This window comes from Bacillus sp. jun7 (assembly GCF_051034795.1).
Taxonomy (GTDB): domain Bacteria; phylum Bacillota; class Bacilli; order Bacillales; family Bacillaceae; genus Bacillus; species Bacillus velezensis.
The window spans coordinates 477,824-499,985 of sequence record NZ_CP093219.1 but is presented as its reverse complement, the minus strand read 5'-3'; the positions used below and the strand labels follow the sequence as shown (position 1 = coordinate 499,985).

Annotated in this window: 31 protein-coding genes; 20 read left to right on the top strand and 11 right to left on the bottom strand. The window is 43.5% G+C overall.

The window, feature by feature from the left end:
• Window positions 1–21: 21 nt before the first annotated feature.
• Window positions 22–471, bottom strand: a complete 450-nt coding sequence (locus tag MJQ52_RS02220; RefSeq protein WP_434181852.1) for a YndM family protein — start codon at window positions 469–471, stop codon at window positions 22–24.
• A gap of 141 nt (window positions 472–612) precedes the next feature.
• Here MJQ52_RS02220 and MJQ52_RS02215 point away from each other — a divergent pair, with 141 nt between their 5' ends.
• Window positions 613–1,041 (top strand): hypothetical protein, encoded by a 429-nt coding sequence (locus MJQ52_RS02215; protein ID WP_070081879.1) that lies wholly within the window; start codon window positions 613–615, stop codon window positions 1,039–1,041.
• Window positions 1,042–1,380: 339 nt separating this feature from the next.
• On the opposite strand, the gene lexA is transcribed toward MJQ52_RS02215, so the two are convergent.
• On the bottom strand, window positions 1,381–2,001 hold the full coding sequence (gene lexA, locus MJQ52_RS02210) for a transcriptional repressor LexA (protein WP_003154004.1): 621 nt from the start codon (window positions 1,999–2,001) through the stop codon (window positions 1,381–1,383).
• Window positions 2,002–2,157: 156 nt separating this feature from the next.
• Here lexA and yneA point away from each other — a divergent pair, with 156 nt between their 5' ends.
• From yneA to MJQ52_RS02180, 6 genes are all read left to right on the top strand, one after another.
• Window positions 2,158–2,469 (top strand): cell division suppressor protein YneA, encoded by a 312-nt coding sequence (gene yneA / locus MJQ52_RS02205; protein ID WP_003154001.1) that lies wholly within the window; start codon window positions 2,158–2,160, stop codon window positions 2,467–2,469.
• A gap of 15 nt (window positions 2,470–2,484) precedes the next feature.
• Entirely contained in the window at window positions 2,485–3,135 is a 651-nt protein-coding gene (locus MJQ52_RS02200; RefSeq protein WP_003153998.1) for a YneB family resolvase-like protein, read from the top strand.
• Window positions 3,136–3,203: 68 nt separating this feature from the next.
• On the top strand, window positions 3,204–3,437 hold the full coding sequence (locus MJQ52_RS02195) for a DUF896 domain-containing protein (RefSeq protein WP_003153997.1): 234 nt from the start codon (window positions 3,204–3,206) through the stop codon (window positions 3,435–3,437).
• Window positions 3,438–3,603: 166 nt separating this feature from the next.
• The gene (gene tkt, locus MJQ52_RS02190) at window positions 3,604–5,607 is read left to right on the top strand and encodes a transketolase (RefSeq protein WP_003153996.1); all 2,004 of its coding nucleotides are present in this window, start codon (window positions 3,604–3,606) and stop codon (window positions 5,605–5,607) included.
• 151 nt (window positions 5,608–5,758) lie between these two features.
• The gene (sirA, locus tag MJQ52_RS02185; RefSeq protein ID WP_069013573.1) at window positions 5,759–6,205 is read left to right on the top strand and encodes a sporulation inhibitor of replication protein SirA; all 447 of its coding nucleotides are present in this window, start codon (window positions 5,759–5,761) and stop codon (window positions 6,203–6,205) included.
• A gap of 85 nt (window positions 6,206–6,290) precedes the next feature.
• Entirely contained in the window at window positions 6,291–6,509 is a 219-nt protein-coding gene (locus MJQ52_RS02180; RefSeq protein WP_003153994.1) for a YneF family protein, read from the top strand.
• A gap of 73 nt (window positions 6,510–6,582) precedes the next feature.
• Here the strand turns inward: MJQ52_RS02180 and MJQ52_RS02175 are convergent, their stop codons facing one another.
• The gene (locus tag MJQ52_RS02175; protein WP_012117647.1) at window positions 6,583–6,756 is read right to left on the bottom strand and encodes an aspartyl-phosphate phosphatase Spo0E family protein; all 174 of its coding nucleotides are present in this window, start codon (window positions 6,754–6,756) and stop codon (window positions 6,583–6,585) included.
• Window positions 6,757–6,957: 201 nt separating this feature from the next.
• On the opposite strand from MJQ52_RS02175, the gene MJQ52_RS02170 reads away from it, so the two are divergent.
• The 3 genes from MJQ52_RS02170 to MJQ52_RS02160 all read left to right on the top strand — a co-directional run bounded on the left by MJQ52_RS02170 (window position 6,958) and on the right by MJQ52_RS02160 (window position 8,683).
• Window positions 6,958–7,665 carry a cytochrome c biogenesis protein CcdA gene (locus MJQ52_RS02170; RefSeq protein ID WP_088056486.1) on the top strand — a complete coding sequence of 236 codons (708 nt, stop codon included), beginning with the start codon at window positions 6,958–6,960 and terminating at the stop codon, window positions 7,663–7,665.
• An 84-nt stretch (window positions 7,666–7,749) separates the two neighbouring features.
• Window positions 7,750–8,112, top strand: coding sequence for a response regulator (locus tag MJQ52_RS02165; protein ID WP_094246899.1), 363 nt, complete (start codon window positions 7,750–7,752; stop codon window positions 8,110–8,112).
• A 79-nt stretch (window positions 8,113–8,191) separates the two neighbouring features.
• Complete coding sequence (locus MJQ52_RS02160; RefSeq protein WP_088005392.1) at window positions 8,192–8,683, top strand: CcdC family protein; 492 nt, start codon at window positions 8,192–8,194, stop codon at window positions 8,681–8,683.
• A gap of 27 nt (window positions 8,684–8,710) precedes the next feature.
• On the opposite strand, the gene MJQ52_RS02155 is transcribed toward MJQ52_RS02160, so the two are convergent.
• The 4 genes from MJQ52_RS02155 to sspO form a co-directional block, all read right to left on the bottom strand.
• Entirely contained in the window at window positions 8,711–9,139 is a 429-nt protein-coding gene (locus tag MJQ52_RS02155; protein WP_070081881.1) for a DUF2621 domain-containing protein, read from the bottom strand.
• 233 nt (window positions 9,140–9,372) lie between these two features.
• Window positions 9,373–9,744, bottom strand: coding sequence for an Hsp20/alpha crystallin family protein (locus tag MJQ52_RS02150; RefSeq protein WP_003153985.1), 372 nt, complete (start codon window positions 9,742–9,744; stop codon window positions 9,373–9,375).
• A gap of 94 nt (window positions 9,745–9,838) precedes the next feature.
• Complete coding sequence (locus MJQ52_RS02145) at window positions 9,839–9,985, bottom strand: small acid-soluble spore protein P (RefSeq protein WP_003153984.1); 147 nt, start codon at window positions 9,983–9,985, stop codon at window positions 9,839–9,841.
• Window positions 9,986–10,014: 29 nt separating this feature from the next.
• Window positions 10,015–10,161 (bottom strand): acid-soluble spore protein SspO, encoded by a 147-nt coding sequence (gene sspO, locus MJQ52_RS02140; RefSeq protein WP_003153982.1) that lies wholly within the window; start codon window positions 10,159–10,161, stop codon window positions 10,015–10,017.
• 231 nt (window positions 10,162–10,392) lie between these two features.
• Between sspO and acnA the strand changes: the two genes are divergently transcribed.
• The 7 genes from acnA (at window position 10,393) to MJQ52_RS02105 (ending at window position 15,189) form a co-directional block, all read left to right on the top strand.
• Entirely contained in the window at window positions 10,393–13,119 is a 2,727-nt protein-coding gene (gene acnA / locus MJQ52_RS02135) for an aconitate hydratase AcnA (RefSeq protein ID WP_094246898.1), read from the top strand.
• A 61-nt stretch (window positions 13,120–13,180) separates the two neighbouring features.
• Complete coding sequence (locus tag MJQ52_RS02130; protein WP_094246897.1) at window positions 13,181–13,690, top strand: TlpA family protein disulfide reductase; 510 nt, start codon at window positions 13,181–13,183, stop codon at window positions 13,688–13,690.
• Between the two features lie 78 nt (window positions 13,691–13,768).
• Window positions 13,769–13,894: an FbpB family small basic protein gene (locus tag MJQ52_RS02125; protein ID WP_012117651.1), complete on the top strand. Its 126-nt coding sequence runs from the start codon at window positions 13,769–13,771 to the stop codon at window positions 13,892–13,894.
• 63 nt (window positions 13,895–13,957) lie between these two features.
• Window positions 13,958–14,104 carry an acid-soluble spore protein N gene (locus tag MJQ52_RS02120; protein WP_003153977.1) on the top strand — a complete coding sequence of 49 codons (147 nt, stop codon included), beginning with the start codon at window positions 13,958–13,960 and terminating at the stop codon, window positions 14,102–14,104.
• Between the two features lie 24 nt (window positions 14,105–14,128).
• Window positions 14,129–14,371 (top strand): small acid-soluble spore protein Tlp, encoded by a 243-nt coding sequence (gene tlp, locus MJQ52_RS02115; protein ID WP_003153975.1) that lies wholly within the window; start codon window positions 14,129–14,131, stop codon window positions 14,369–14,371.
• A gap of 86 nt (window positions 14,372–14,457) precedes the next feature.
• Window positions 14,458–14,874, top strand: a complete 417-nt coding sequence (locus tag MJQ52_RS02110) for a YbgC/FadM family acyl-CoA thioesterase (protein WP_077722385.1) — start codon at window positions 14,458–14,460, stop codon at window positions 14,872–14,874.
• 15 nt (window positions 14,875–14,889) lie between these two features.
• Window positions 14,890–15,189, top strand: coding sequence for a hypothetical protein (locus MJQ52_RS02105; protein ID WP_007611759.1), 300 nt, complete (start codon window positions 14,890–14,892; stop codon window positions 15,187–15,189).
• A gap of 30 nt (window positions 15,190–15,219) precedes the next feature.
• Here the strand turns inward: MJQ52_RS02105 and MJQ52_RS02100 are convergent, their stop codons facing one another.
• Window positions 15,220–15,507 carry a HesB/YadR/YfhF family protein gene (locus tag MJQ52_RS02100; RefSeq protein ID WP_007410318.1) on the bottom strand — a complete coding sequence of 96 codons (288 nt, stop codon included), beginning with the start codon at window positions 15,505–15,507 and terminating at the stop codon, window positions 15,220–15,222.
• 88 nt (window positions 15,508–15,595) lie between these two features.
• Window positions 15,596–16,177 carry a glycerol-3-phosphate 1-O-acyltransferase PlsY gene (gene plsY, locus MJQ52_RS02095; protein WP_065180807.1) on the bottom strand — a complete coding sequence of 194 codons (582 nt, stop codon included), beginning with the start codon at window positions 16,175–16,177 and terminating at the stop codon, window positions 15,596–15,598.
• 151 nt (window positions 16,178–16,328) lie between these two features.
• Here plsY and MJQ52_RS02090 point away from each other — a divergent pair, with 151 nt between their 5' ends.
• From MJQ52_RS02090 to parC, 3 genes are all read left to right on the top strand, one after another.
• Entirely contained in the window at window positions 16,329–16,736 is a 408-nt protein-coding gene (locus MJQ52_RS02090) for a CoA-binding protein (RefSeq protein ID WP_007410316.1), read from the top strand.
• Between the two features lie 424 nt (window positions 16,737–17,160).
• On the top strand, window positions 17,161–19,128 hold the full coding sequence (gene parE / locus MJQ52_RS02085) for a DNA topoisomerase IV subunit B (RefSeq protein WP_025851072.1): 1,968 nt from the start codon (window positions 17,161–17,163) through the stop codon (window positions 19,126–19,128).
• A gap of 2 nt (window positions 19,129–19,130) precedes the next feature.
• Window positions 19,131–21,554: a DNA topoisomerase IV subunit A gene (gene parC / locus MJQ52_RS02080; RefSeq protein WP_191073314.1), complete on the top strand. Its 2,424-nt coding sequence runs from the start codon at window positions 19,131–19,133 to the stop codon at window positions 21,552–21,554.
• A gap of 51 nt (window positions 21,555–21,605) precedes the next feature.
• On the opposite strand, the gene MJQ52_RS02075 is transcribed toward parC, so the two are convergent.
• Both MJQ52_RS02075 and MJQ52_RS02070 read right to left on the bottom strand, forming a co-directional pair.
• Window positions 21,606–21,731, bottom strand: coding sequence for a hypothetical protein (locus tag MJQ52_RS02075; RefSeq protein WP_003153957.1), 126 nt, complete (start codon window positions 21,729–21,731; stop codon window positions 21,606–21,608).
• Between the two features lie 24 nt (window positions 21,732–21,755).
• The gene (locus MJQ52_RS02070) at window positions 21,756–22,109 is read right to left on the bottom strand and encodes a hypothetical protein (protein WP_003153956.1); all 354 of its coding nucleotides are present in this window, start codon (window positions 22,107–22,109) and stop codon (window positions 21,756–21,758) included.
• Window positions 22,110–22,162 lie beyond the last annotated feature (53 nt).

Below are 22,162 nucleotides of genomic sequence, written 5' to 3'. Positions count from 1 at the left end.
AAGGAGGCGATTGCCTCCTTTTTATGTTTTTTCCTGAGGGTCTTTTTCCGGCACTAATTCTTCAGACGCCTCGGTTTGATAGCTCCATAGCGTGCTATCCGTCTCTGTTGTGTCCTGATAATCTTCGGGAAGTACATATTGCTGCAAATACCGGTGAAAAAATGCCTCAAAAACAGAAATGCAAAGTGCAGAGATAACCGATGCCGCGGCAGGAGAGACATTAAACCCGCCAATGTTCATCAGGAATATCCATAATATAATGAATGAAATTCCGAAATCAGCTGCAACGGCTGTGAAATTGCTTGTTCTCGGCAGAATCATGCAATCACCCGCAAAATAAGTGATTAAACTTAAGATCACTGTAATAAACAGAACGTTTAAAAAGGATACTTGGTACATAAGATCCAGAACAATGTACAGTAAAGCAAGTGTGAGCGCCGTTTTAGAAGCGAAAGCAATTACGTGTTTCATTTGAACCACCTTCGTTATTTCGTTTAGTCTTCATTGTAAGCAATCCGCAAATTTTTAAACTGGTATATAGTGGTTATAAAGTAAAATGTGAATAGACATCACAGGATTCACAAGTTAAAATATGTAAAAAGGGGGATGCAAATGAAAAAATACTGGATATGTATTGCTGTTTTTTTATTATGTTTTAGCGGAATACACTCAGCTAAAGCGGCTACCACTGAATTCGGATCAAAAACAAGCTTCACTTTGGAGGGAAACGCAAAAGAGTTTCATATTGAAAATCCGGGGACTGTAGCTGCCGACGATTATTTTTTAGGCTATAAGTTCACCATAATGAACAACTCTTCGTGCGGTTTAAGCATGAAACTCCAGCGGATGGCGCTGAACGGAAATTTTTATACATTAAGTTCTAAAAACTACAGCGGCAGCTGGCTAAACCTCAGTGCCCAGGATAAAAAATCAATTGATCCGTATCACAAATACAGGATTCTGGTTGAAAGTTCTTCAAACGTCTGTGGTCCCGTCTATATTAAAGGGTTTTACGGTGTAGAATATTATCATTTTGATTGAAAATAGATACTCGCTAAAGGCAGCGGGTTTTTTTATATTTATATTTAACTTATTGCACTATGTACTAAATATTCATACATAAATTTTTGACGTACCCGCCCAAAGAAAAGATAAAAAAACAAATTCATCACGCACAAATATATAAAAAGTTGAAAAATGGATGAAAAGTTTCTTGAGAGAAACATTATTAGTTGACTTCAAAAGTGTGATGTCGGATAATAAGAATGTAAGTTTTTCCTCCTTAGCAGGTTCGTTTCTTAAGCCAGGGCGAATCTGCTTTTTTTATGCAAAAAAACCCCTCTGTAAGGGGTTTTTTACGATAAATGAAGTTTAATAGAATTAATGGACGGCTCTGAATACGCCGATCACTTTCCCCAAAATGCTTACGTTTTGCAGGATAATCGGCTCCATCGTCGGATTTTCCGGCTGCAGCCGCACATAATTGTCTTCTTTATAGAAGCGCTTAACCGTCGCTTCATCATCTTCGGTCATAGCTACGACGATTTCTCCGTTATTGGCCGTGTTCTGCTGTTTGACAATGACGTAATCTTTGTCAAAAATGCCGGCGTCAATCATACTTTCTCCCATGATTTCTAACATAAAGACATGTTCGCCCGGAGGAACCATCCGGTCAGGAAGCGGAAAATACTCGTCGATATTTTCAACAGCCGTAATCGGAATACCCGCCGTCACTTTCCCGATGACCGGAACGTTTACGACCTGGCTTTTCGGAATATGGACTTCTTCTTCATCCAATACCTCAATCGCCCTCGGTTTAGTAGGGTCCCGTCTGATCAGGCCTTTTGTCTCCAGCCGCGCCAAATGGCCGTGCACGGTTGAACTGGAAGCCAGTCCTACTGCTTCTCCTATCTCTCTTACAGAAGGCGGATATCCTTTCGTTTTTACCTCTTCTTTAATAAAACGCAGGATATCAAGCTGCCTTTTTGATAGCTTCGTCATATTTCGCACCTCAAAACGTCGATTTTAAGTAGATTATAGCATGATTTTCCTGACAGTACAAACATAGGTTCGAAAAAAACGATTGACAGAAACATTTGTTCGTATATACTGAAAGATATAAAAAGCGAACAAACATTCTTATCGGAGGTTATTTACATGGCGAAAGAATCTATCATATTTGTCGGGCTGTTTACTGCGATTTTAAGTGCCGCTATTTTACTTGTCTCATGTGCGGGAAATGATCAGTCCCTCAGCCAATATGTTAAAATAAAGGTTCAGGACGGCGATACACTCTGGTCACTTGCGGATCATGTAGCAGAAAAGAAACACATTAATAAAGAAGATTTCATTGAGTGGGTGACGGAGAATAATCATCTCCAAACTGCTGATATAAAGCCCGGAGACGAACTTATTCTTCCGGTTAAGAAGAAGCATCCGGCCGTATATCAGCTGGCCATTGTCAATTAGAGAGGAAAGAGAGAAATGAAGGCGCTCATTTATGCCCGCGTAAGCACAAACAAAGAACAGCAGCAAACGTCATTAAAAAGACAGGAAGAAGAGCTCAGTGAGATCGCTGCTGCAAACGGCATGGAAGTCGTGAAAGTCATTTCTGAGAAAGCCAGCGGTTATGAAATGGACCGCGACGGAGTATTTGAAATGCTTGATGAAATTAAAAAATCACATATTGACGCGATATTGGTGCAGGACGAAACGAGATTGGGAAGAGGAAACGCCAAGATTGCGCTTTTGCATTGTATTTACAGGGAGAACGTAAAGATATATACGACGGCTCATAAAGGTGAACTGGAGCTTTCCGAAGCTGATTCGATGGTACTTGAAATCGTCAGTATTGTTGAGGAATATCAAAGGAAAATTCACAATATGAAAATCCGGCGGGGAATGAAAAGAGCCGTGAAAAACGGCTACAAACCTGAACGGAATCTGAAAAACAGACATGAAAACAGCGGAAAAGAAAAAAAAGAGGTTCCGGTTTCGGAAATTATCAGGCTGAGAGCCAACAAGCTTACCTTTGCAGAAATCGCAGCGACCCTAAGAGGATTCGGCTATGACGTGTCCAAAGCCACGGTTCACCGGCGGTTTCAGGAATATACCGCAGACACAGAAGGCAGCTGACGCGCATCAGTTGTAAAAAAGACTGCGTTTTAGTAGTATATAATCAACACGCACCAAAGGAGCTTATTATGATTTCTAAAGAAAAAATCGCAAGAATTAACGAATTGGCTCAAAAAGCTAAATCAAACACGATAACGGATGAGGAAAAAGCTGAACAGCAAAAGCTTCGCCAGGAGTATTTGAAAGGATTCCGCTCCTCAATGAAAAATACGTTAAAGAGCGTAAAAGTGATTGATCCGGAAGGCAACGATGTCACCCCTGAAAAATTAAAAAGAGAACAACAGAAAAATAATCTTCACTAAACAGAAAGAATACGGCAATACGTATTCTTTTTTCGTATATACTAATATCAGGATGTGCTTTACGACAATTTTCAACAAGTTTATCTCAAATTTAAGCTGAAAGAGTTGAGAAAAAGTCAGCATCGCTTTATGATGAAAAGGTACAACAATAAGGAAGGGGATTATAATGGATACAATTGAAAAGAAATCAGTTGCCACCATTCGTACACTATCTATAGACGCAATTGAAAAAGCGAATTCCGGACATCCGGGCATGCCGATGGGAGCCGCTCCGATGGCATACACGCTGTGGACGAAATTTATGAATGTAAATCCGCAGAATCCGGGCTGGTTTAACCGCGACCGCTTTGTTTTATCAGCAGGCCACGGTTCAATGCTTTTATACAGCATGTTGCATTTAAGCGGATATGACCTCAGCATTGAAGACTTGAAACAGTTCCGTCAATGGGGAAGCAAAACACCGGGACATCCGGAGTTCGGGCATACAGCCGGAGTAGACGCAACGACCGGGCCGCTTGGACAGGGGATTGCAATGGCAGTGGGAATGGCAATTGCAGAACGCCATCTGGCTGAGACATATAACCGTGATTCATTCAACGTAGTTGATCATTATACATACAGTATTTGCGGAGACGGCGATTTAATGGAAGGCATTTCTTCCGAAGCCGCTTCTCTTGCAGGCCATCTTGAATTAGGCCGCCTGATCGTATTATACGATTCTAATGACATTTCCTTAGACGGCGATTTAGACCGCTCTTTCTCTGAAAATGTAAAGCAGCGTTTTGAAGCAATGAACTGGGAAGTTCTTTATGTTGAGGACGGAAACAACATCGCTGAATTGACGGCTGCCATTGAAAAAGCGCGCCAGAATGATAAAAAACCGACTTTGATTGAAGTGAAAACCACGATCGGTTTCGGTTCTCCAAACCGCGCGGGCACATCCGGCGTCCACGGCGCTCCGTTAGGACTAGAAGAGAGCAAGCTGACAAAAGAAGCGTATGCTTGGACGTTTGAAGAAGATTTTTATGTTCCGGAAGAAGTATACGGGCATTTCAATCAAGCTGTAAAAGAAGCCGGCTCGAAAAAAGAACAGGAATGGAATGAACTGTTCGCGGCTTATAAAGAAAAATATCCTGAGCTTGCTGAACAGCTGTCACTCGGCATGAAAGGCGAGCTTCCTAAAGACTGGGATCAGGAAGTTCCCGTTTATGAAAAAGGCAGCAGCCTTGCTTCCCGCGCATCTTCAGGTGAGGTGCTGAACGGGATCGCCAAGAAAATTCCTTTCTTTGTCGGGGGATCTGCTGACCTTGCGGGTTCAAATAAAACGACAATCAAAAATGGAGGAGACTTCACGGCCAAAGACTACGCCGGGAAAAACTTCTGGTTCGGTGTCCGTGAATTTGCGATGGGCGCTGCATTAAACGGAATGGCGCTTCACGGCGGCCTCCGCGTATTCGGCGGCACATTCTTTGTATTCTCTGATTATTTAAGACCTGCCATTCGTCTGGCATCATTGATGGGACTCCCTGTCACTTATGTATTCACGCATGACAGTATTGCCGTAGGAGAAGACGGGCCGACTCACGAACCGATTGAGCAGCTTGCTTCTTTACGCGCACTTCCTAACCTTTCTGTGATCAGACCTGCTGACGGAAATGAAACCGCAGCTGCATGGAAGGTTGCCGTTCAAAGCCAAGATCATCCGACAGCTCTTGTATTGACACGCCAAAACCTGCCGACGATTGATCAGCAGGCTGAAGAAGCGTATGCGGGCGTGGAAAAAGGGGCTTATACCGTTTCCAAAGCAAAAACCGATTCACCGGACGCCCTTCTTTTAGCAACAGGCTCTGAAGTCGGACTTGCGATCGAAGCTCAAGCGAAACTGGCTGAAGAAAACATTCACGTATCTGTAGTCAGCATGCCGAGCTGGGACCGCTTTGAAAAACAATCGGCTGAGTACAAAAACAGCGTGCTTCCTCCGAATGTGACGAAACGTCTTGCGATCGAAATGGGTTCAAGCTTCGGATGGGGCAAATTTACCGGTCTTGAAGGAGACGTTCTCGCAATTGACCGTTTCGGTGCTTCAGCTCCGGGAGAAACAATTATGAAGGAATACGGGTTTACTGCAGAAAACGTAGTTGACCGCGTGAAAAAACTTCTAAACAAATAACGAGACAAAAGAGGATGAGTCAAATCATCCTCTTTTTCCTGTTTATGCGACAAAAATAGAAGGGGCGGCATAACAGTAATAGACAATTCTTTCTTTTCTCCTTTTGTATAATAGAAAGCAATAACGAAGCGCTGTAAAAGGGGATGAGGAAATGGAACGTCATTACTATACGCACCTGATAAAGGATGAGTTTGCGAACCACTACTTCGGGCGGGAAACGGCTATGTTTGAGTTGTTTCGAGACTATCATTGGACAGATCTGACACCCCAGGAATATCAAATGACAGAAAAGCAAGTTCAATATATAACGGAACCGATTCCGGTGATACATATGCATCAGCATCTCCAGCTGCATTTAAACCGAATGAGTTACAGCCGTTTGGATTCCATTTACCGGCTTACACTGCCCGGAGAAAAGGGCCGCGCCACCTTCATGATGAAAGACAGTTTAATTGAGATTGCGGCTTCGGGAGATTATGAGGCGGAAACGATTTTCTTTGAGATTCTGCGTAAAATCAGCCCCTGTTTTCTTGCAATGGATTTCAAGACACGGCGCTACGGGTGGTTAAATCCGGTCAGAGAAAGAAATTTTGTCTAAAAACGAGGAAAAAGAGATGTAAATGTTGTATAATAGCCTTTGGTTTAGTACACTTTAAACTAGACAACATGAAGGAGGAAATAAAATGACTTTATGGGTTGGCATCCTAGTGGGCGTTGTCGCATTGCTCATAGGTGTTGCACTCGGGTTTTTTATTGCTCGTAAATATATGATGAGCTATTTGAAAAAGAATCCGCCTATTAATGAACAAATGTTACGCATGATGATGATGCAAATGGGAATGAAACCTTCTCAAAAGAAAATTAATCAAATGATGAAAGCCATGAATAATCAAGCGAAATAATACGTACAGATTATGATATAGAGATACATGGTTATAAAAATAAAAAACCCGGAGAGGGTTTTTTATTTTGGCGTCATGTTTCACCCCAACTGCCGGTGTGCAGTTCTTTTTGGTATTGTATGAGAAGGTGGTCAAGCTCCTGGCTGAGTTCTATCGTAATGTTTGATGTCATTCCGTTTGTCATGACGATTTTAAGCAGCTCTGCCCGTTTTTTTTCAATTTCATTTAATAGATGCTCTCTAATCACAGGGATATATCCTTTCATACATAAATCTTTCACCTGAGTCGCTATTATTATATCCACATTTATACTGTTTTTCAAATAAGAAGGAGTATAATATCTCGATGTCAAATTAAATTATATAAGCTTTTTCTATAAAAAGTAATCCTTCTCGGGAAAGTGTTAAAAAAATGAAATGATTTTGTCATAACTCGAAGGGAGTGTGTCATCGTGAGTTTTAATTACTTTCTGACGTTTGGGGCCGGATTTCTGTCTTTCATTTCTCCATGCTGTCTGCCGCTGTACCCCGCCTTTTTATCTTACATAACTGGTGTCAGTATGGACGAGGTGAAAACAGAAAAGGTGATGCTGCAAAAGCGTGGCCTCGTGCATACACTTTGTTTTTTGCTTGGTTTCTCCGTGATTTTTATCGCATTGGGATATGGAACTTCGTTTATCGGCAGTTTTTTTACCCAATATCATGAAGCGATCCGCCAGTTTGGCGCTATCATGCTGATCCTTTTCGGGCTGATTACTGCTGGCGTGTTTCAGCCGAAATTCATGATGAAAGAGCGGCGCATTCACTTTAAGCGCCGTCCGGAGGGGTTTATCGGTTCGGTTCTGATCGGTCTTGCGTTTGCAGCCGGCTGGTCGCCGTGCAGCGGGCCTATTTTAGGAGCCGTGTTTTCGCTGGCAAATACAAATCCTTCTTCAGCAGTGCCGTATATGTTTTTATATGTTCTCGGTTTTGCGATTCCTTTTCTTGTTCTTTCATTTTTTATTACCAGAATGAATTGGATTCGCAAGCATCAGCTGCTTATCATGAAAATCGGCGGCATTCTTATGATTCTGATCGGAGTTATGCTGTTTTTTAACTGGATGAGCTACATTCTGATCGTTCTGTCAAATCTTTTCGGAGGATTTACGGGTCTGTAACAGATTAATAACTTTTGAACTATTATATACCCTTTTGTTTTTGGTACAATAAGACTAGTTAATGTTAAATATGTGGAGGGGAATATGACACGAGTTTTAGTTGTAGATGACGCCAAGTTCATGAGGGTGAAAATCAGAGAGATTCTGGAATCGGCAAATTACACAGTGGCCGGGGAAGCGGCTGACGGCGAGGAAGCCCTGGCAGTATATCAAAAAATCCGTCCCGACCTGGTGACAATGGATATTACCATGCCGGTCAAAACCGGTATACAGGCGCTGCAGAATATTTTAGCTTTTGACCCGAAAGCCCGGATCATCATGTGCACCGCCATGCGGCAGCAGCGGATCGTTCTGGAAGCGATTGAATTAGGCGCTAAAGACTTTATCGTTAAACCGTTTGAAGCATCTAAAGTGCTGGAGGCCGTAGGCCGGGTAACGGGAACGTAAACGTGTTCTCTTTTCAAATTGGTTTTTTTTATGTTTTTGGAGTATAGTATATAGTATCAAACTCCGTGCAAGCAAAGGAATGATAAAGATGATGATTATAATTTCATCCGTTATTGCAGCGGCCATGGCAATTTCCGTGATGATCGTCAGGATTAAAGCCTCCGACAAGCCCGCTTCACCTAAAAAAATAATTCTCCCGCCGATTTTCATGAGTACGGGAGCGCTTATGTTCCTTTTTCCGATTTTCAGAGTGACAGGCGAAGAATTTTTGGAGGCCATTACGCTGGGCGTGATCTTCTCTATTTTTCTGATTAAAACATCTAAATTTGAGATTAAAAATAATGAAATCTATTTAAAACGGTCAAAAGCGTTTGTGTTTATCCTGATTGGTTTGCTGGTTATCAGAATCGCTATGAAATCCATTTTGAGCACGACGATTGATTACGGAGCTTTAAGCGGAATGTTTTGGATTCTGGCTTTCGGAATGATTGTCCCGTGGCGCATCGCGATGTTTATGTCTTACCGCAAACTTTCTAATGAACTGAAGACCGCTGATATTCAGATGAATTAAAACCTTTCCGGCGGACGGAAAGGTTTTTTATTTGAGCAGGGCTTGATAAGGAGTAAGATCAATCTGTTTTTCGCGAAGATGCTTTTTTAAAAATTGATGATCACGCTTAGGAGTGGCGAGTATGTAACCCCTGATGATTAAATCACGGTTTATTTGTTCAGCTTCCTCCGCTAAGGAAAGTTCACCGATTTTTCCGGCGATTTTCGCTTTGGCTACATCCCGAAAGAGCTCCGGCACGGGAGCGACCAATTCATCCAAAAACGCCTTGTCACCCGCATTCCATAAGTGCCTGCTTTTTTCAATATAATAGTCCTGCCAATCCAGTTCTGACCAGCCGTCTTCTTTCGGTAAGCGTTTTAAAAATTTTCGAAACATAAAAAACCCGCCGATAGACAGCAATCCGATCATCACGATGACCCAAAATAAAATAAACCACATAAACCAGCCTTCTAGCATTGTTCTATCTCCTCCTTACTTTAACCATATTGTAAACGAAGACAGAATAGAAGAACACATGAAAAAAAGAATAGAAAAAATGATAGATGTCCAGTCATTCCGGTTGCTAGAACATATTCTATCGTATAGTGATTCTGCTATTTGGCCATGGGAGATTCACTTTTAGGGTATATGACTGATATGACCGGACAAAAAAGCCGCTTCAATTGAGGGATGAAAGCGGCTTTTTTATGTTATAGAGGAAATTGAAAGGAAAAAGAGGCAGGAGTCTCATTTGGCTCCTTGTTCATGGAGACGGTCAGAATATGGTTGGTGAAATCAGTGAAAATATGTTTGTCATTCAGATAAAAAGGAAGCACCATTTGTTTGTTTAATGTCCGTTCAAGCGTTTTAACAGAGAGCATAAACTCATTTCCCGAAAGAGTGACGGTGATCGCCTGCACCTGCTTCAGCGCCGTCAGGTCGGCTTCAATGATATATTGACGGCTTGTTTCATATAGATCGATCGGCAGCGTCTCGTCATACCAAGCATACGGGTCCTCGTAAAACTGCCGCAGCCATTCTTCCGTATCATCAAATTCTTCAGCGTTTTTTGAGTGATTCATGGAAGCATTCCTCCATATTAAAAAGCCTTGCTATAACGTATGCAGAAGCTTTAAATGGGTGAATGGCACAAAAAAACAGACACCGGGGTCTGTTTTACATATCGTGGCTTGTATTATGTTTTTGTCTTGTATGGTTGCGGTTTTTCACTTTTTTGCTTCCGCTCAGCGGTTCCGGCTGGCCGGGGTTATGGCCCTTCGGAGCATTTTTATGCATATCTTTACTTGTATTTTTATTTGTCATGTTAAAGCCTCCTTTTTAAGGTGTTCCGGCTATTGGTTTGTTTTTCTTTTTTTATTGTTCTGCCGTTCTTCTTCCGTCAGGACGAGCTGGTCATTTTCTATATAACCCGCGCCTTTGCCTTGGCTTTTCGCATCATTCATGCCGTTAATTACATGATTGGCTTTCCGTTTTACCATGATCATCACCTCAACATTAATATGGCTCTTTACAGCCCGTTGTATGAGGCGGAAAATCGGACAAAATTTACCGAAAATCATGCTGATAAGACGATCTTATTGTATTTAATAAAAACATTGATATTTACTTATGTATGATTTTATACTAAGATGAAATTGTGAGAAAATTGTGATGGAATGTGAACATTCATCTAAAGAACGATCTTGATCATTGAAGGGGGATTTTGGAGAATGACAAATCAGCAAAAAGTCGCAACACAAGACGTTTTCCAAGCAAGAAAAACATTTTCTTCAAATGGGAAAACATACAACTACTATTCATTAAAAGCATTGGAAGACGCAGGGGTCGGCAATGTTTCAAAACTTCCTTATTCTATTAAGGTTCTTTTGGAATCCGTTTTGCGTCAGGTAGACGGACGCGTCATTACAAAAGAACATGTTGAAAATTTAGCAAGATGGGGTACTGCTGAATTAAAAGATATCGATGTGCCGTTTAAACCGTCACGGGTTATTCTACAGGACTTTACCGGCGTTCCGGCCGTAGTTGACCTGGCATCTTTAAGAAAAGCCATGGCCTCTGTCGGCGGAGACCCTGATAAAATCAATCCTGAAATTCCGGTTGACCTGGTCATTGACCACTCCGTACAAGTTGACAAAGCCGGTACGGAAGATGCGTTAGCCATTAATATGGACTTAGAATTCGAAAGAAATGCAGAACGTTATAAATTTTTAAGCTGGGCAAAGAAAGCGTTTAACAATTATCAGGCCGTTCCGCCTGCAACAGGTATCGTTCACCAGGTAAACCTTGAGTTTTTGGCAAGTGTTGTCCATACGAAAGAGGAAGACGGAGAACTTGTGACATATCCTGATACTTTGGTGGGAACAGATTCCCATACAACAATGATTAACGGAATCGGCGTCCTCGGCTGGGGTGTCGGCGGGATTGAGGCGGAAGCGGGAATGCTCGGCCAGCCTTCATATTTCCCTGTTCCTGAGGTCATCGGCGCGAAACTTGTCGGAAAATTGCCTAACGGAACGACGGCGACTGACTTGGCGCTGAAAGTCACTCAAGTGCTGCGTGAAAAAGGCGTAGTCAATAAATTTGTTGAATTCTTCGGTCCTGGTGTTGCTGAGCTTCCGCTTGCGGATCGGGCGACTATTGCCAATATGGCGCCGGAATACGGAGCGACTTGCGGATTCTTCCCGGTTGACGAGGAAGCACTTTCTTACCTGCGTCTGACCGGCCGTGAAGAAGAGCAGATCGATATTGTGGAAGCATACTGCCGCAGCAACGGTTTATTCTATACGCCTGACGCGGAAGAGCCGATTTTTACAGACGTTGTGGAAATTGATCTGTCAAAAATCGAAGCGAACCTTTCAGGCCCGAAACGTCCGCAGGATTTAATCCCGCTTTCCGTTATGCAGGAAACGTTTAAAAAACATCTTGTCAGCCCGGCCGGAAACCAAGGATTCGGAGCGGATGCTGCTGAAGAGAACAAAGAAATTTCTTTTAAACTTAACAGCGGCGAAGAAGCGGTTATGAAAACAGGGGCGATTGCAATCGCCGCTATTACAAGCTGTACGAATACATCAAACCCTTATGTATTAATCGGTGCCGGATTGGTAGCCAAAAAAGCGGTAGAATTAGGATTGAAAGTGCCGAATTATGTGAAAACTTCACTTGCACCGGGGTCTAAGGTTGTTACTGGATACTTAGTCAACTCAGGCCTGCTTCCTTACATGAAGGAGCTCGGCTTTAACCTTGTAGGGTATGGCTGTACGACATGTATCGGGAACTCCGGCCCGCTTTCTCCAGAGATTGAAGAAGCGGTTGCTAAAAATGATCTCCTGATCACTTCTGTCCTGTCGGGTAACAGAAACTTTGAAGGCCGGATCCATCCGCTTGTCAAAGGAAACTACCTTGCGTCACCGCCGCTTGTTGTCGCATACGCGTTGGCAGGAACTGTAAACATCAACCTGAAAACGGATCCGATCGGTGTCGGAAATGACGGACAAAATGTTTATTTCGATGACATCTGGCCGTCCATGGATGAAATCAATTCTCTCGTCAAACAGACTGTTACGCCGGAATTATTCCGCAAAGAGTATGAAACGGTATTTGATGACAACCAGCGCTGGAACGAAATCGAAACGACGGATGAAGCGCTGTATAAGTGGGACCAGGATTCCACTTACATTCAAAACCCGCCGTTCTTTGAGGAAATGTCTGTAGAGCCGGGAAAAGTTGAGCCTTTAAGAGGACTTCGCGTTGTCGGCAAATTCGGAGATTCCGTGACGACTGACCACATTTCTCCGGCCGGAGCGATCGGAAAAGACACACCGGCGGGCAAATACCTGCAGGAAAAAGGCGTTTCTCCTCGTGACTTTAACTCTTACGGCTCACGCCGCGGAAACCATGAAGTCATGATGAGAGGAACATTCGCCAATATCCGCATTAAAAACCAAATCGCACCGGGTACAGAAGGCGGATACACAACACATTGGCCTACCGGGGAAGTGACATCTATTTATGATGCCTGCATGCGGTATAAAGAAGATAAAACGGGTCTTGTCGTTCTGGCCGGAAAAGATTACGGAATGGGCTCTTCACGTGACTGGGCTGCAAAAGGAACAAACCTGCTCGGCATCAGAACAGTCATTGCCGAAAGCTTTGAAAGAATTCACAGAAGCAACCTCGTCTTCATGGGTGTGCTGCCGCTCCAGTTCAAACAGGGTGAAAACGCGGATACACTCGGCTTAACCGGTAAGGAAGTCATTGAGGTGGATGTTGATGAATCTGTACGTCCGCGCGACTTGCTGACTGTCAGAGCAATCAGTGAAGACGGTACGGTAAAAACGTTTGAAGTCGTTGTCCGTTTTGACAGTGAAGTGGAAATTGATTACTATCGCCACGGCGGCATTTTACAAATGGTGCTTCGCGATAAAATGAAACAGTAGCAGAATGAACAAAGGAGAGAAAGCAGTCTGCTTTCTCTCTTTTTATGCGGGAGGCCTTAAGATGCTTGCGAAATGGCTGGGCGGAATGTTACTTATCGGGTTGTTAGTGTATGCGGGCTGGAATATTTATTCTGTGCAAAAAAGTCCGAAAGAAGGGACAGAAGAAGGGATGAAAGCCCCTGACTTTACACTTGATACATTGTCAGGAAAAAGTATCTCCCTTTCTGATTATAAAGGAAAAAAAGTGCTCCTCAATTTCTGGGCGACGTGGTGCAAGCCGTGCAGAATGGAAATGCCCGATATGCAGGAGCTGCAGAAAGAATATCCTGATATTGCGGTAGCAGCCGTTAATTTTACATCCTCTGAAAAAAATATACAGGCTGTGAAATCATTTGCTGATCATTATCAGCTGACCTTTCCTATTCTGATTGACAAAAGCGGAATTAACGGGGATTTCAACGTGCTTTCTTATCCGACAACATACATATTAGACGAAAAAGGAACCATTCAGCACATTCGCGTAGGCACGGTGACAAAAAAAGAAATGAAAGAAAAACTGGATCTCAAATAGAGGTTCAGTTTTTTTATTGTAAAGGGCTTAGGTTTTGAAAAATTGGAAAAAATGAATGAAAACACGGAGGTGAGAAGATTGAAAAAAATGCGAAAACGTTCTTTTCATGAATTGGTTATGGAAAATAAACGTGAGCTGATGACCAATACGGAATATTTGAATCAGCTTGAAGAAAAGCTGGAGCAGCGGTTCAAACAAAAATAACCTTTAATTTGCAGTCATGTTTACACCTCCTTTTGCAAAATATACTCTTAAGGAGGGATGAACATGGGCATAAACAAGAAAGACGGCCAGCCGCAATACGCTCCGAGCCACTTAGGGACAAAACCCGTTAAATATAAACGCAATAAAGGGGAAAAGTTTCATGACAAGTCAAACGGACATCCGATTGTCATGCAGACGAAAGGCGAATAACATCATCAAAGGAGAGCAGACATTATGACAAACAATGATCAAAAACCGAATCCGGATGACCGTTCCGATAACGTTGAAAAGCTGCAGGATATGGTGCAGAATACAATTGAAAATATAGAAGAAGCGAAAGAATCAATGGAATTTGCGACAGATGAGGAAAAACAGCGCATTCAAGAGAAGAATGCCAGACGCAATGAAAGCATTGAATCGTTCCGCAGTGAAATTCAGGATGAATCGGCTGCAAGAGAAAACGGCTATCAATCATAATAAAAACCAGGGAAACCTGGTTTTTTTCTCTTTCCGGCTCGTTGTGATAAAATGGGGCTAATCTGATAAAAAGGGAGCAGAGAACGTTGCGTGTGTCAAAAAAAGAAATAGAAGTGCGTTATGCGGAAACAGATCAAATGGGCATCGTCTATCATGCCAATTACTTAGTCTGGATGGAGGTCGGCAGAACGGCGCTGATTAAGGAACTCGGATTCCTTTACAAAGATATGGAAGATAGAGGAGTGCTGTCCCCTGTATTGGATATCAGCATTTCTTATAAAAAGCCGCTCCGCTACGGAGAAACGGCTGTCGTACATACTTGGATTGAAGAATATAACGGATTTAAAACCGTTTACGGCTACCACATCTATAATCCGGATCAAGAACTTGCCATCAAAGCGACATCCTCTCATATATGCGTTGATAAAGAGAGCTTCAAACCGATTCAGTTTCGCAAGGCTTTTCCTGATTGGCATGCCGCTTACGAAAAGGCAAAAAAATAAGGAGCGGCTGCAGTTATGGCATTTGGAATTACGCGTAAGGAACTGGAAAGATGGAAGCGGGATGTATCGGAAGGTAAAATCGCTTTTTTAACGCATTACTGGCTGGACGACCGCTTTCCGGAGGCTAAGACCGTGACGAAGGCCGGTTCAAGCGATCTCAATAAACTGATCAGATGGGGAGCGGAGTACGGGCTGAAGCCGGAGTGGATTCACCATAAAAATGAATTTCCCCACTTTGACCTGCTCGGTGATACGCAAAGAAGCATATTAGAAAAAGAACGTCTGACTGATCATCTCAAAAGGTTCAGGCTGTAAAAAAAGAACGCATCCGCTGCGTTCTTTTTTTTACACGTAATCAAATACCGGCTCTTCTGCCTGATCTGAATATGTGACTGACAAATCGTGATTATCAAAGTACCATAAGTCGCTTTCTTCAATAAAAAAGGTAATGCCTTCAACTTCCGTGCTGGTGCCGATGTTCATCGGCCGGTCTTTTAAAATGCCGAGAGAAAAGCCTTTCTGAACGTTGCTGCATCCCCCGTAACGGACAAAGAAACGGACATGGTCGCCTGTTTCCAGATCGAGCTCTTCTTTGTACCAATCCAGCGCGCCTTTCGTTACTTTCATGTTCATCCGGAACACTCCCTTTTTGTTTCTCATATAAAGAAATTATCTCTATTATAAACGCATATGGCATTTTGATGTCAAAATTGAAGTTTCATCAAAACCATTTGATCTTCGGTTCTGTTTTGTTTATAATCCGTTTGATGTTTGCCCTGTGTCTGTAGATAACAAACGCGGTCAAGAGCGTCACTACGATTAATAAATAAGGGTCTTTTACAAACAGACAGTAAATAATCGTATAAATCCCTGTTAACATTGAAGACAGAGAAACAAATTTCGTAAGGAATAAAAATACGAAAAATACTGCAACCATCGTAACGAATAACAGCGGAGCATAAAACAGCAGGACGCCCCCTGATGTGGCTACGGCTTTGCCTCCTTTAAACTTTGCGAACACCGGGAATACATGGCCGATCACTGCTGCCACCCCTGCGAGAAGAGGATGAATGGGGACGTGCAGTAAATATGGGAGCGCTGCGGCCAGGGTGCCTTTTAAAATATCGGCTGCGACGACGACAGATCCCGCTTTAACGCCAAGCGTGCGAAAAGCATTTGTAGCGCCCAAATTGCCGCTTCCGTGTTCTCTAATATCGATCCCTTTCGCAAGTTTGCCTACGACTAAACCTGACGGGATGCTGCCTATTACATAGGCCAAAATAATCAATAAAGCAATCAACATCTACATTTCTCCTTTTCAATGTCCCTTCACTCTATTTTAACACGAGTTGTTACCGTCTGATGACAAGTTTTTTGAGAATTAAGCTGACAAAGCGCTTTTTTTGATTCCGGCGAAGCGGTCATGTACAATATATCAAAAGGAGATGGTAAAGATGCAAAATCCTTCAAAATCAGAGATTAAAGAAATTCTGGACCGGAGCAAACGGATCGCAGTCGTCGGGCTGTCAGACCGTCCCGACCGGACTTCTTACATGGTTTCCAAAGCGATGCAGGATGAAGGATATGAAATTATTCCCGTCAACCCAACGATTGATGAGGCGCTTGGCGTTAAAGCCGTTGCTTCGTTAAAAGACGTGGAGGGGCCGATTGATATCGTGAATGTGTTCAGACGCTCTGAGCAGCTTCCCGGCGTTGCTGAAGAATTTTTACAGACGGACGCTCCCGTTTTTTGGGCGCAGCAGGGCCTTGCAAATGAAGAAGCGTATCGCATGATTACAGACAAAGGACGGACGGCTGTTATGGATTTATGTATAAAAGTCGCCCGCGCTGTTATAAAATAGGAACAAAAAAGGCAAAAATCCTTGGCAAATCAGGGGTTTTTGCTTTTTTATTGAAAGAATACTCTTTGCGTATGATGATGAAACAGATACAATAAAGCATGAACAGCTTTTTTAGAAACCCCTTTATACAGGGGTTTGCAGTCTGTTTGCGATGGCCGGCATAAAGCTATATAATAGAAAGCGAACTCATGTTCTTATCTGCCGAAAAGGGCACCAAAAAGATGAAAAGCCGTTCGAATGTATGTCTTGCGGCCTAAAAAAACGAGCCATTCGCTTAAATATGTTGCGAAATCAAGCATATTGGTTATAATTGTGAGTCCGAGGAGAATTGGACCGAAGCTTGCGCATACTGAAAAACAAAGACATGAAAACATTTAAAAAAGAGAATGATTAAGAGCAGGTTTTTTGAAAGGGGTTTGTACGTTTGGCTAGAAAACAGCAATTTGATTACAACGAAGATGCCATACAGGTGCTTGAAGGCCTGGAAGCCGTCAGAAAACGACCGGGAATGTACATCGGTTCGACGGACGCACGCGGCCTGCACCATCTGGTATATGAGATCGTCGACAATTCCGTCGATGAAGTTCTTGCCGGCTACGGAGATCATATTATCGTAACGATACATAAGGACAACAGCATCTCTGTACAGGACAGAGGACGCGGAATGCCGACCGGGATGCATAAGCTCGGAAAGCCGACGCCGGAAGTTATTTTCACCGTGCTGCATGCCGGGGGGAAATTCGGACAGGGCGGCTATAAAACAAGCGGCGGTCTGCATGGTGTCGGCGCATCTGTCGTAAACGCATTATCGGAGTGGCTGACAGTTACTATTGAGCGTGACGGATATGTTTATAAACAGCGGTTTGAAAACGGCGGCAAGCCCGTGACTTCACTTGAAAAAATCGGAACGACCAAAAAAACGGGAACGCTTACCCATTTTAAACCTGATCCGTCAATGTTCAGCGCAACGGTTTATAATTTTGACACGCTGTCAGAACGTCTGCGCGAATCGGCTTTCTTGTTAAAAGGTTTGAAAATAGAATTAATTGATGAACGGAACGGCGTAAAAGAAGTATTTTATTATGAGAACGGAATTGAAGCATTTGTCGCTTATTTAAACGAGGAAAAAGACGCTTTATGCGAAGTGGTGTCCTTTGAAGGCGAGCATCATGACATTGAAGTCGATTTCGCGTTTCAGTTTAATGACGGGTATTCAGAAAATATGCTGTCATTCGTTAATAACGTCAGAACAAAGGACGGCGGCACCCACGAATCAGGAGCCAAAACGGCAATGACAAGAGCGTTTAACGAGTATGCGCGAAAGGTCGCCCTTTTAAAAGAGAAAGACAAGAACCTTGAAGGCGCCGATATCAGGGAAGGTTTGTCCGCAATCATTTCCGTGCGTATCCCGGAGGAACTGCTGCAATTTGAAGGCCAGACGAAAGGGAAGCTCGGCACAAGTGAGGCGAGATCCGCCGCGGATGCCGTCATTTCTGAGAATCTTGCTTATTTCTTGGAAGAAAACCGCGATACGGCAACCCTGCTTGTCAAAAAAGCGATTAAAGCAAGCCAGGCCCGTGAAGCGGCCCGTAAAGCGAGAGAAGAAGCGAGAAGCGGCAAAAAGCGCAAAAAATCAGAAGCGACGCTGAGCGGAAAACTCACACCGGCCGGTTCCAGAAATCCGGCGAAGAATGAATTGTATCTGGTGGAGGGAGACTCTGCGGGAGGTTCTGCAAAACAGGGAAGAGACCGGAAATTCCAAGCCGTGCTGCCCCTTCGCGGAAAGGTCATCAATACAGAGAAAGCAAAGCTTGCAGACATCTTCAAAAATGAAGAAATCAATACGATTATTCATGCGATCGGCGGCGGTGTCGGCGCAGATTTTGATATAGAGGACATCAACTATGACAAGATCATCATCATGACGGACGCGGATACCGACGGCGCGCACATTCAAGTCTTGCTGTTAACGTTTTTCTACCGCTATATGAAACCTTTAATCGAGCACGGAAAAGTTTTCATCGCCCTTCCGCCTCTTTACAAAGTGAGCAAAGGAAGCGGCAAGAAAGAGATTATTGAATATGCTTGGTCCGACGAAGAAATGGACGGCGTTTTAAAGAAAGTCGGCAAAGGATATACCATCCAGCGCTATAAAGGTCTGGGAGAAATGAACGCAGACCAGCTCTGGGAAACGACGATGAATCCCGAATCGCGAACTCTCGTCAGAGTCAAGATCGACGATGCGGCACGGGTAGAGCGCCGTGTAACGACATTAATGGGAGACAAAGTAGAACCGAGAAGAAAATGGATTGAAAAGAATGTTGCCTTCGGATTAGATGAGGAAAGCAATATTTTGGAAAATGAAAACTTGTCGGTCGCTGAGGAGGTTTAATAGTGGCACAGCCAGAATTATTTCATGATTTACCGTTAGAAGAAGTAATCGGCGACCGTTTCGGACGCTACAGTAAATACATTATTCAAGACAGGGCGCTGCCCGACGCTCGTGACGGTTTAAAGCCGGTGCAGCGGAGAATTTTATACGCCATGCACGCAGACGGAAATACATTCGATAAAAATTTCCGTAAAGCGGCGAAAACGGTCGGAAACGTTATCGGTAATTATCATCCGCACGGTGACAGCTCCGTTTATGAAGCGATGGTGCGGATGAGCCAGGATTGGAAAGTGCGGAATGTGCTGATTGAGATGCACGGCAACAACGGAAGCATTGACGGTGATCCGCCGGCTGCCATGCGTTATACGGAAGCGAGATTATCTTCTATCGCGTCAGAGCTTTTGCGTGATATTGATAAAAATACGGTTGAATTCGTTCCGAACTTTGATGACACCAGTAAAGAGCCGGTTGTTTTGCCCGCCATGTTCCCTAACTTGCTTGTTAACGGATCAACCGGGATTTCAGCGGGCTATGCGACTGATATTCCCCCTCATCATCTGGGTGAGGTCATTGATGCCGTCATTAAACGGATTGAATCTCCGGATTGCACCGTCGATGACTTGATGCAGGTGATTAAAGGGCCTGACTTTCCGACAGGAGGCATTATTCAAGGAGTCGACGGCATTCGGAAGGCTTATGAAACCGGTAAAGGCAAAATTATTATCCGCGGCAAGGCTGAAGTGGAATCCGTAAGAGGCGGACGGGAGCAGATCGTCATTACAGAAATTCCGTTTGAAGTAAACAAAGCCAATCTCGTTAAGAAAATGGACGAATACCGCATAGACAAAAAAGTCGAAGGTATTTCTGAAGTCAGGGATGAAACTGACCGCACGGGGCTTCGGGTGGTCGTTGAGTTAAAGAAAGAAGCCGATGCAAAAGGCATCCTGAATTTCTTATATAAAAACACTGATCTGCAGACAACATATAACTTTAATATGGTCGCCATACATAACCGCCGGCCGATGCTGATGAGTCTTACGGCCATCCTGGATGCGTATATTTCCCATCAGAAGGAAGTGGTGACAAACCGCTCCGTCTTTGAATTACAAAAAGCAAAAGAGCGGCATCACATCGTTGAAGGACTGATGAAGGCACTGTCTGTGTTAGATGAGGTCATAGCGGTCATCCGGGCAAGCAGCGACAAGAAAGATGCGAAACAAAACTTAATTTCTAAATTCACATTTACGGAGCCGCAGGCCGAAGCGATCGTATCCTTGCAGCTGTATCGTCTGACAAACACGGATATTACGGCGCTAAAAGAGGAAGCGGAAGAGCTCAGCGAGAAAATTCAGGAGCTCGAAGCCATTTTAAGTCATGATAAAAAGCTGTTAAAAGTCATTACAAGCAGCCTGAAAAAATTGAAAAAGACCTATGCTGACAGCAGACGGTCTGTCATTGAAGAAAAGATTGAGGAAATTAAAATCAATCTTGAAGTCATGGTTGCCTCTGAGGACGTATATGTGACAGTCACAAAAGACGGCTATGTAAAACGAACAAGCCAGCGGTCATTTGCCGCTTCTAACGGCCAGGATTTCGGTATGAAGGATACTGACAGACTGATTCACCAATTTGAAATGAATACAACGGATGTTCTCCTGCTCTTTACCAATAAGGGAAGCTATGTTTATTGTCCGGTTCACCAGCTTCCCGATATCAGGTGGAAAGACATGGGGCAGCACGTAACGAACATCATCACGATTGACCGTGATGAAACCATCGTGAAAGCTATACCGGTAAAAGAATTTGATCCATCTTCATATTTATTGTTCATGACGAAAAACGGCATGGTGAAAAGAACTGAAATGACGCATTACAAAGCGCAGCGTTACTCGAAAGCGCTTGTTGCCCTTAACCTTAAAGGGGATGATGAGCTGATTGATGTTCATGTCACAGACGGCGGCAGCCAGCTGTTTATCGCCACCCGCCTCGGGTACGGTTTATGGTTCGGTGAAGATGAAGTAAATGTAGTCGGTGCCCGTGCGGCCGGCGTAAAGGGCATAAATTTAAAAGACGGTGATACCGTCGTATCAGGGCAAATTCTGCATGAAACAGATTCGCTCGTCCTCGTCACACAGCGGGGAGCGATCAAACGGATGAACCTATCTGAATTCGAAAAAACATCCAGGGCGAAACGCGGTGTCATCATGCTGCGTGAGCTAAAAAAGAACCCGCATCGGGCAGTCGGCGTATTCGCGTGCGCTTTGGCCGACATGATCGCTGCGGAAACAGAAAAAGGCGAGAGAATCGAAATCGCCGTGAAGTCCTTGCGGGCGAATGACCGATACAGCAACGGCTCCTTCTTTACCGATGAAGATGAGACAGGGCCGGTAACAGATGTTTGGCGTATCTCTGCATACGATGTTTAAGAGTAAAAATAAAATAAAAAACCTCCGCTCATTGAGCGGAGGTTTTACTATTTAGCTTTCATGGCTGCCGAATAAGTCAGTGATAGCGTGAATGACTTCGATTCCCTGCCATACAAATAAATTCAACGCAGTGAATGAAAACAACCCTAAAATCACCATTCGTAAGATAAACAACATGTTTAACAACCTCCTCATTTTATGTTACATAGATAGGCGATGTTGAACATGAAGCTCATCGAAATACGAGGACTGATAAAATTTAGCGATTAAAAAGCTTTTCTTTCGCTGTCTTCTCCGGGAAGCGGGGCGTCTCCTGTCTGATATCACGATCAGTGAGACAGAAGCGGCAAAAAGCGCCGTCAAGATATATGAGCCCGTCAGCGATTTTTTCTCATCATCAGCATTTTGGCCGGCCTTCATTTCGTGCATTTCCTGCTGGTCGGCTACCGCTTTAAAATGATGAGCGGTATCAAACGCATGGGGAATGGAGAGCAAATGAAAGCTTGCAATCGCTAAAAATAAAATAGAGGCTTTTAAAAACAAGATTTTTTTCAAATGTTCTCCTCCCTTCATAAGTCTGAATATTTTTATTATAATACCCTAATTTA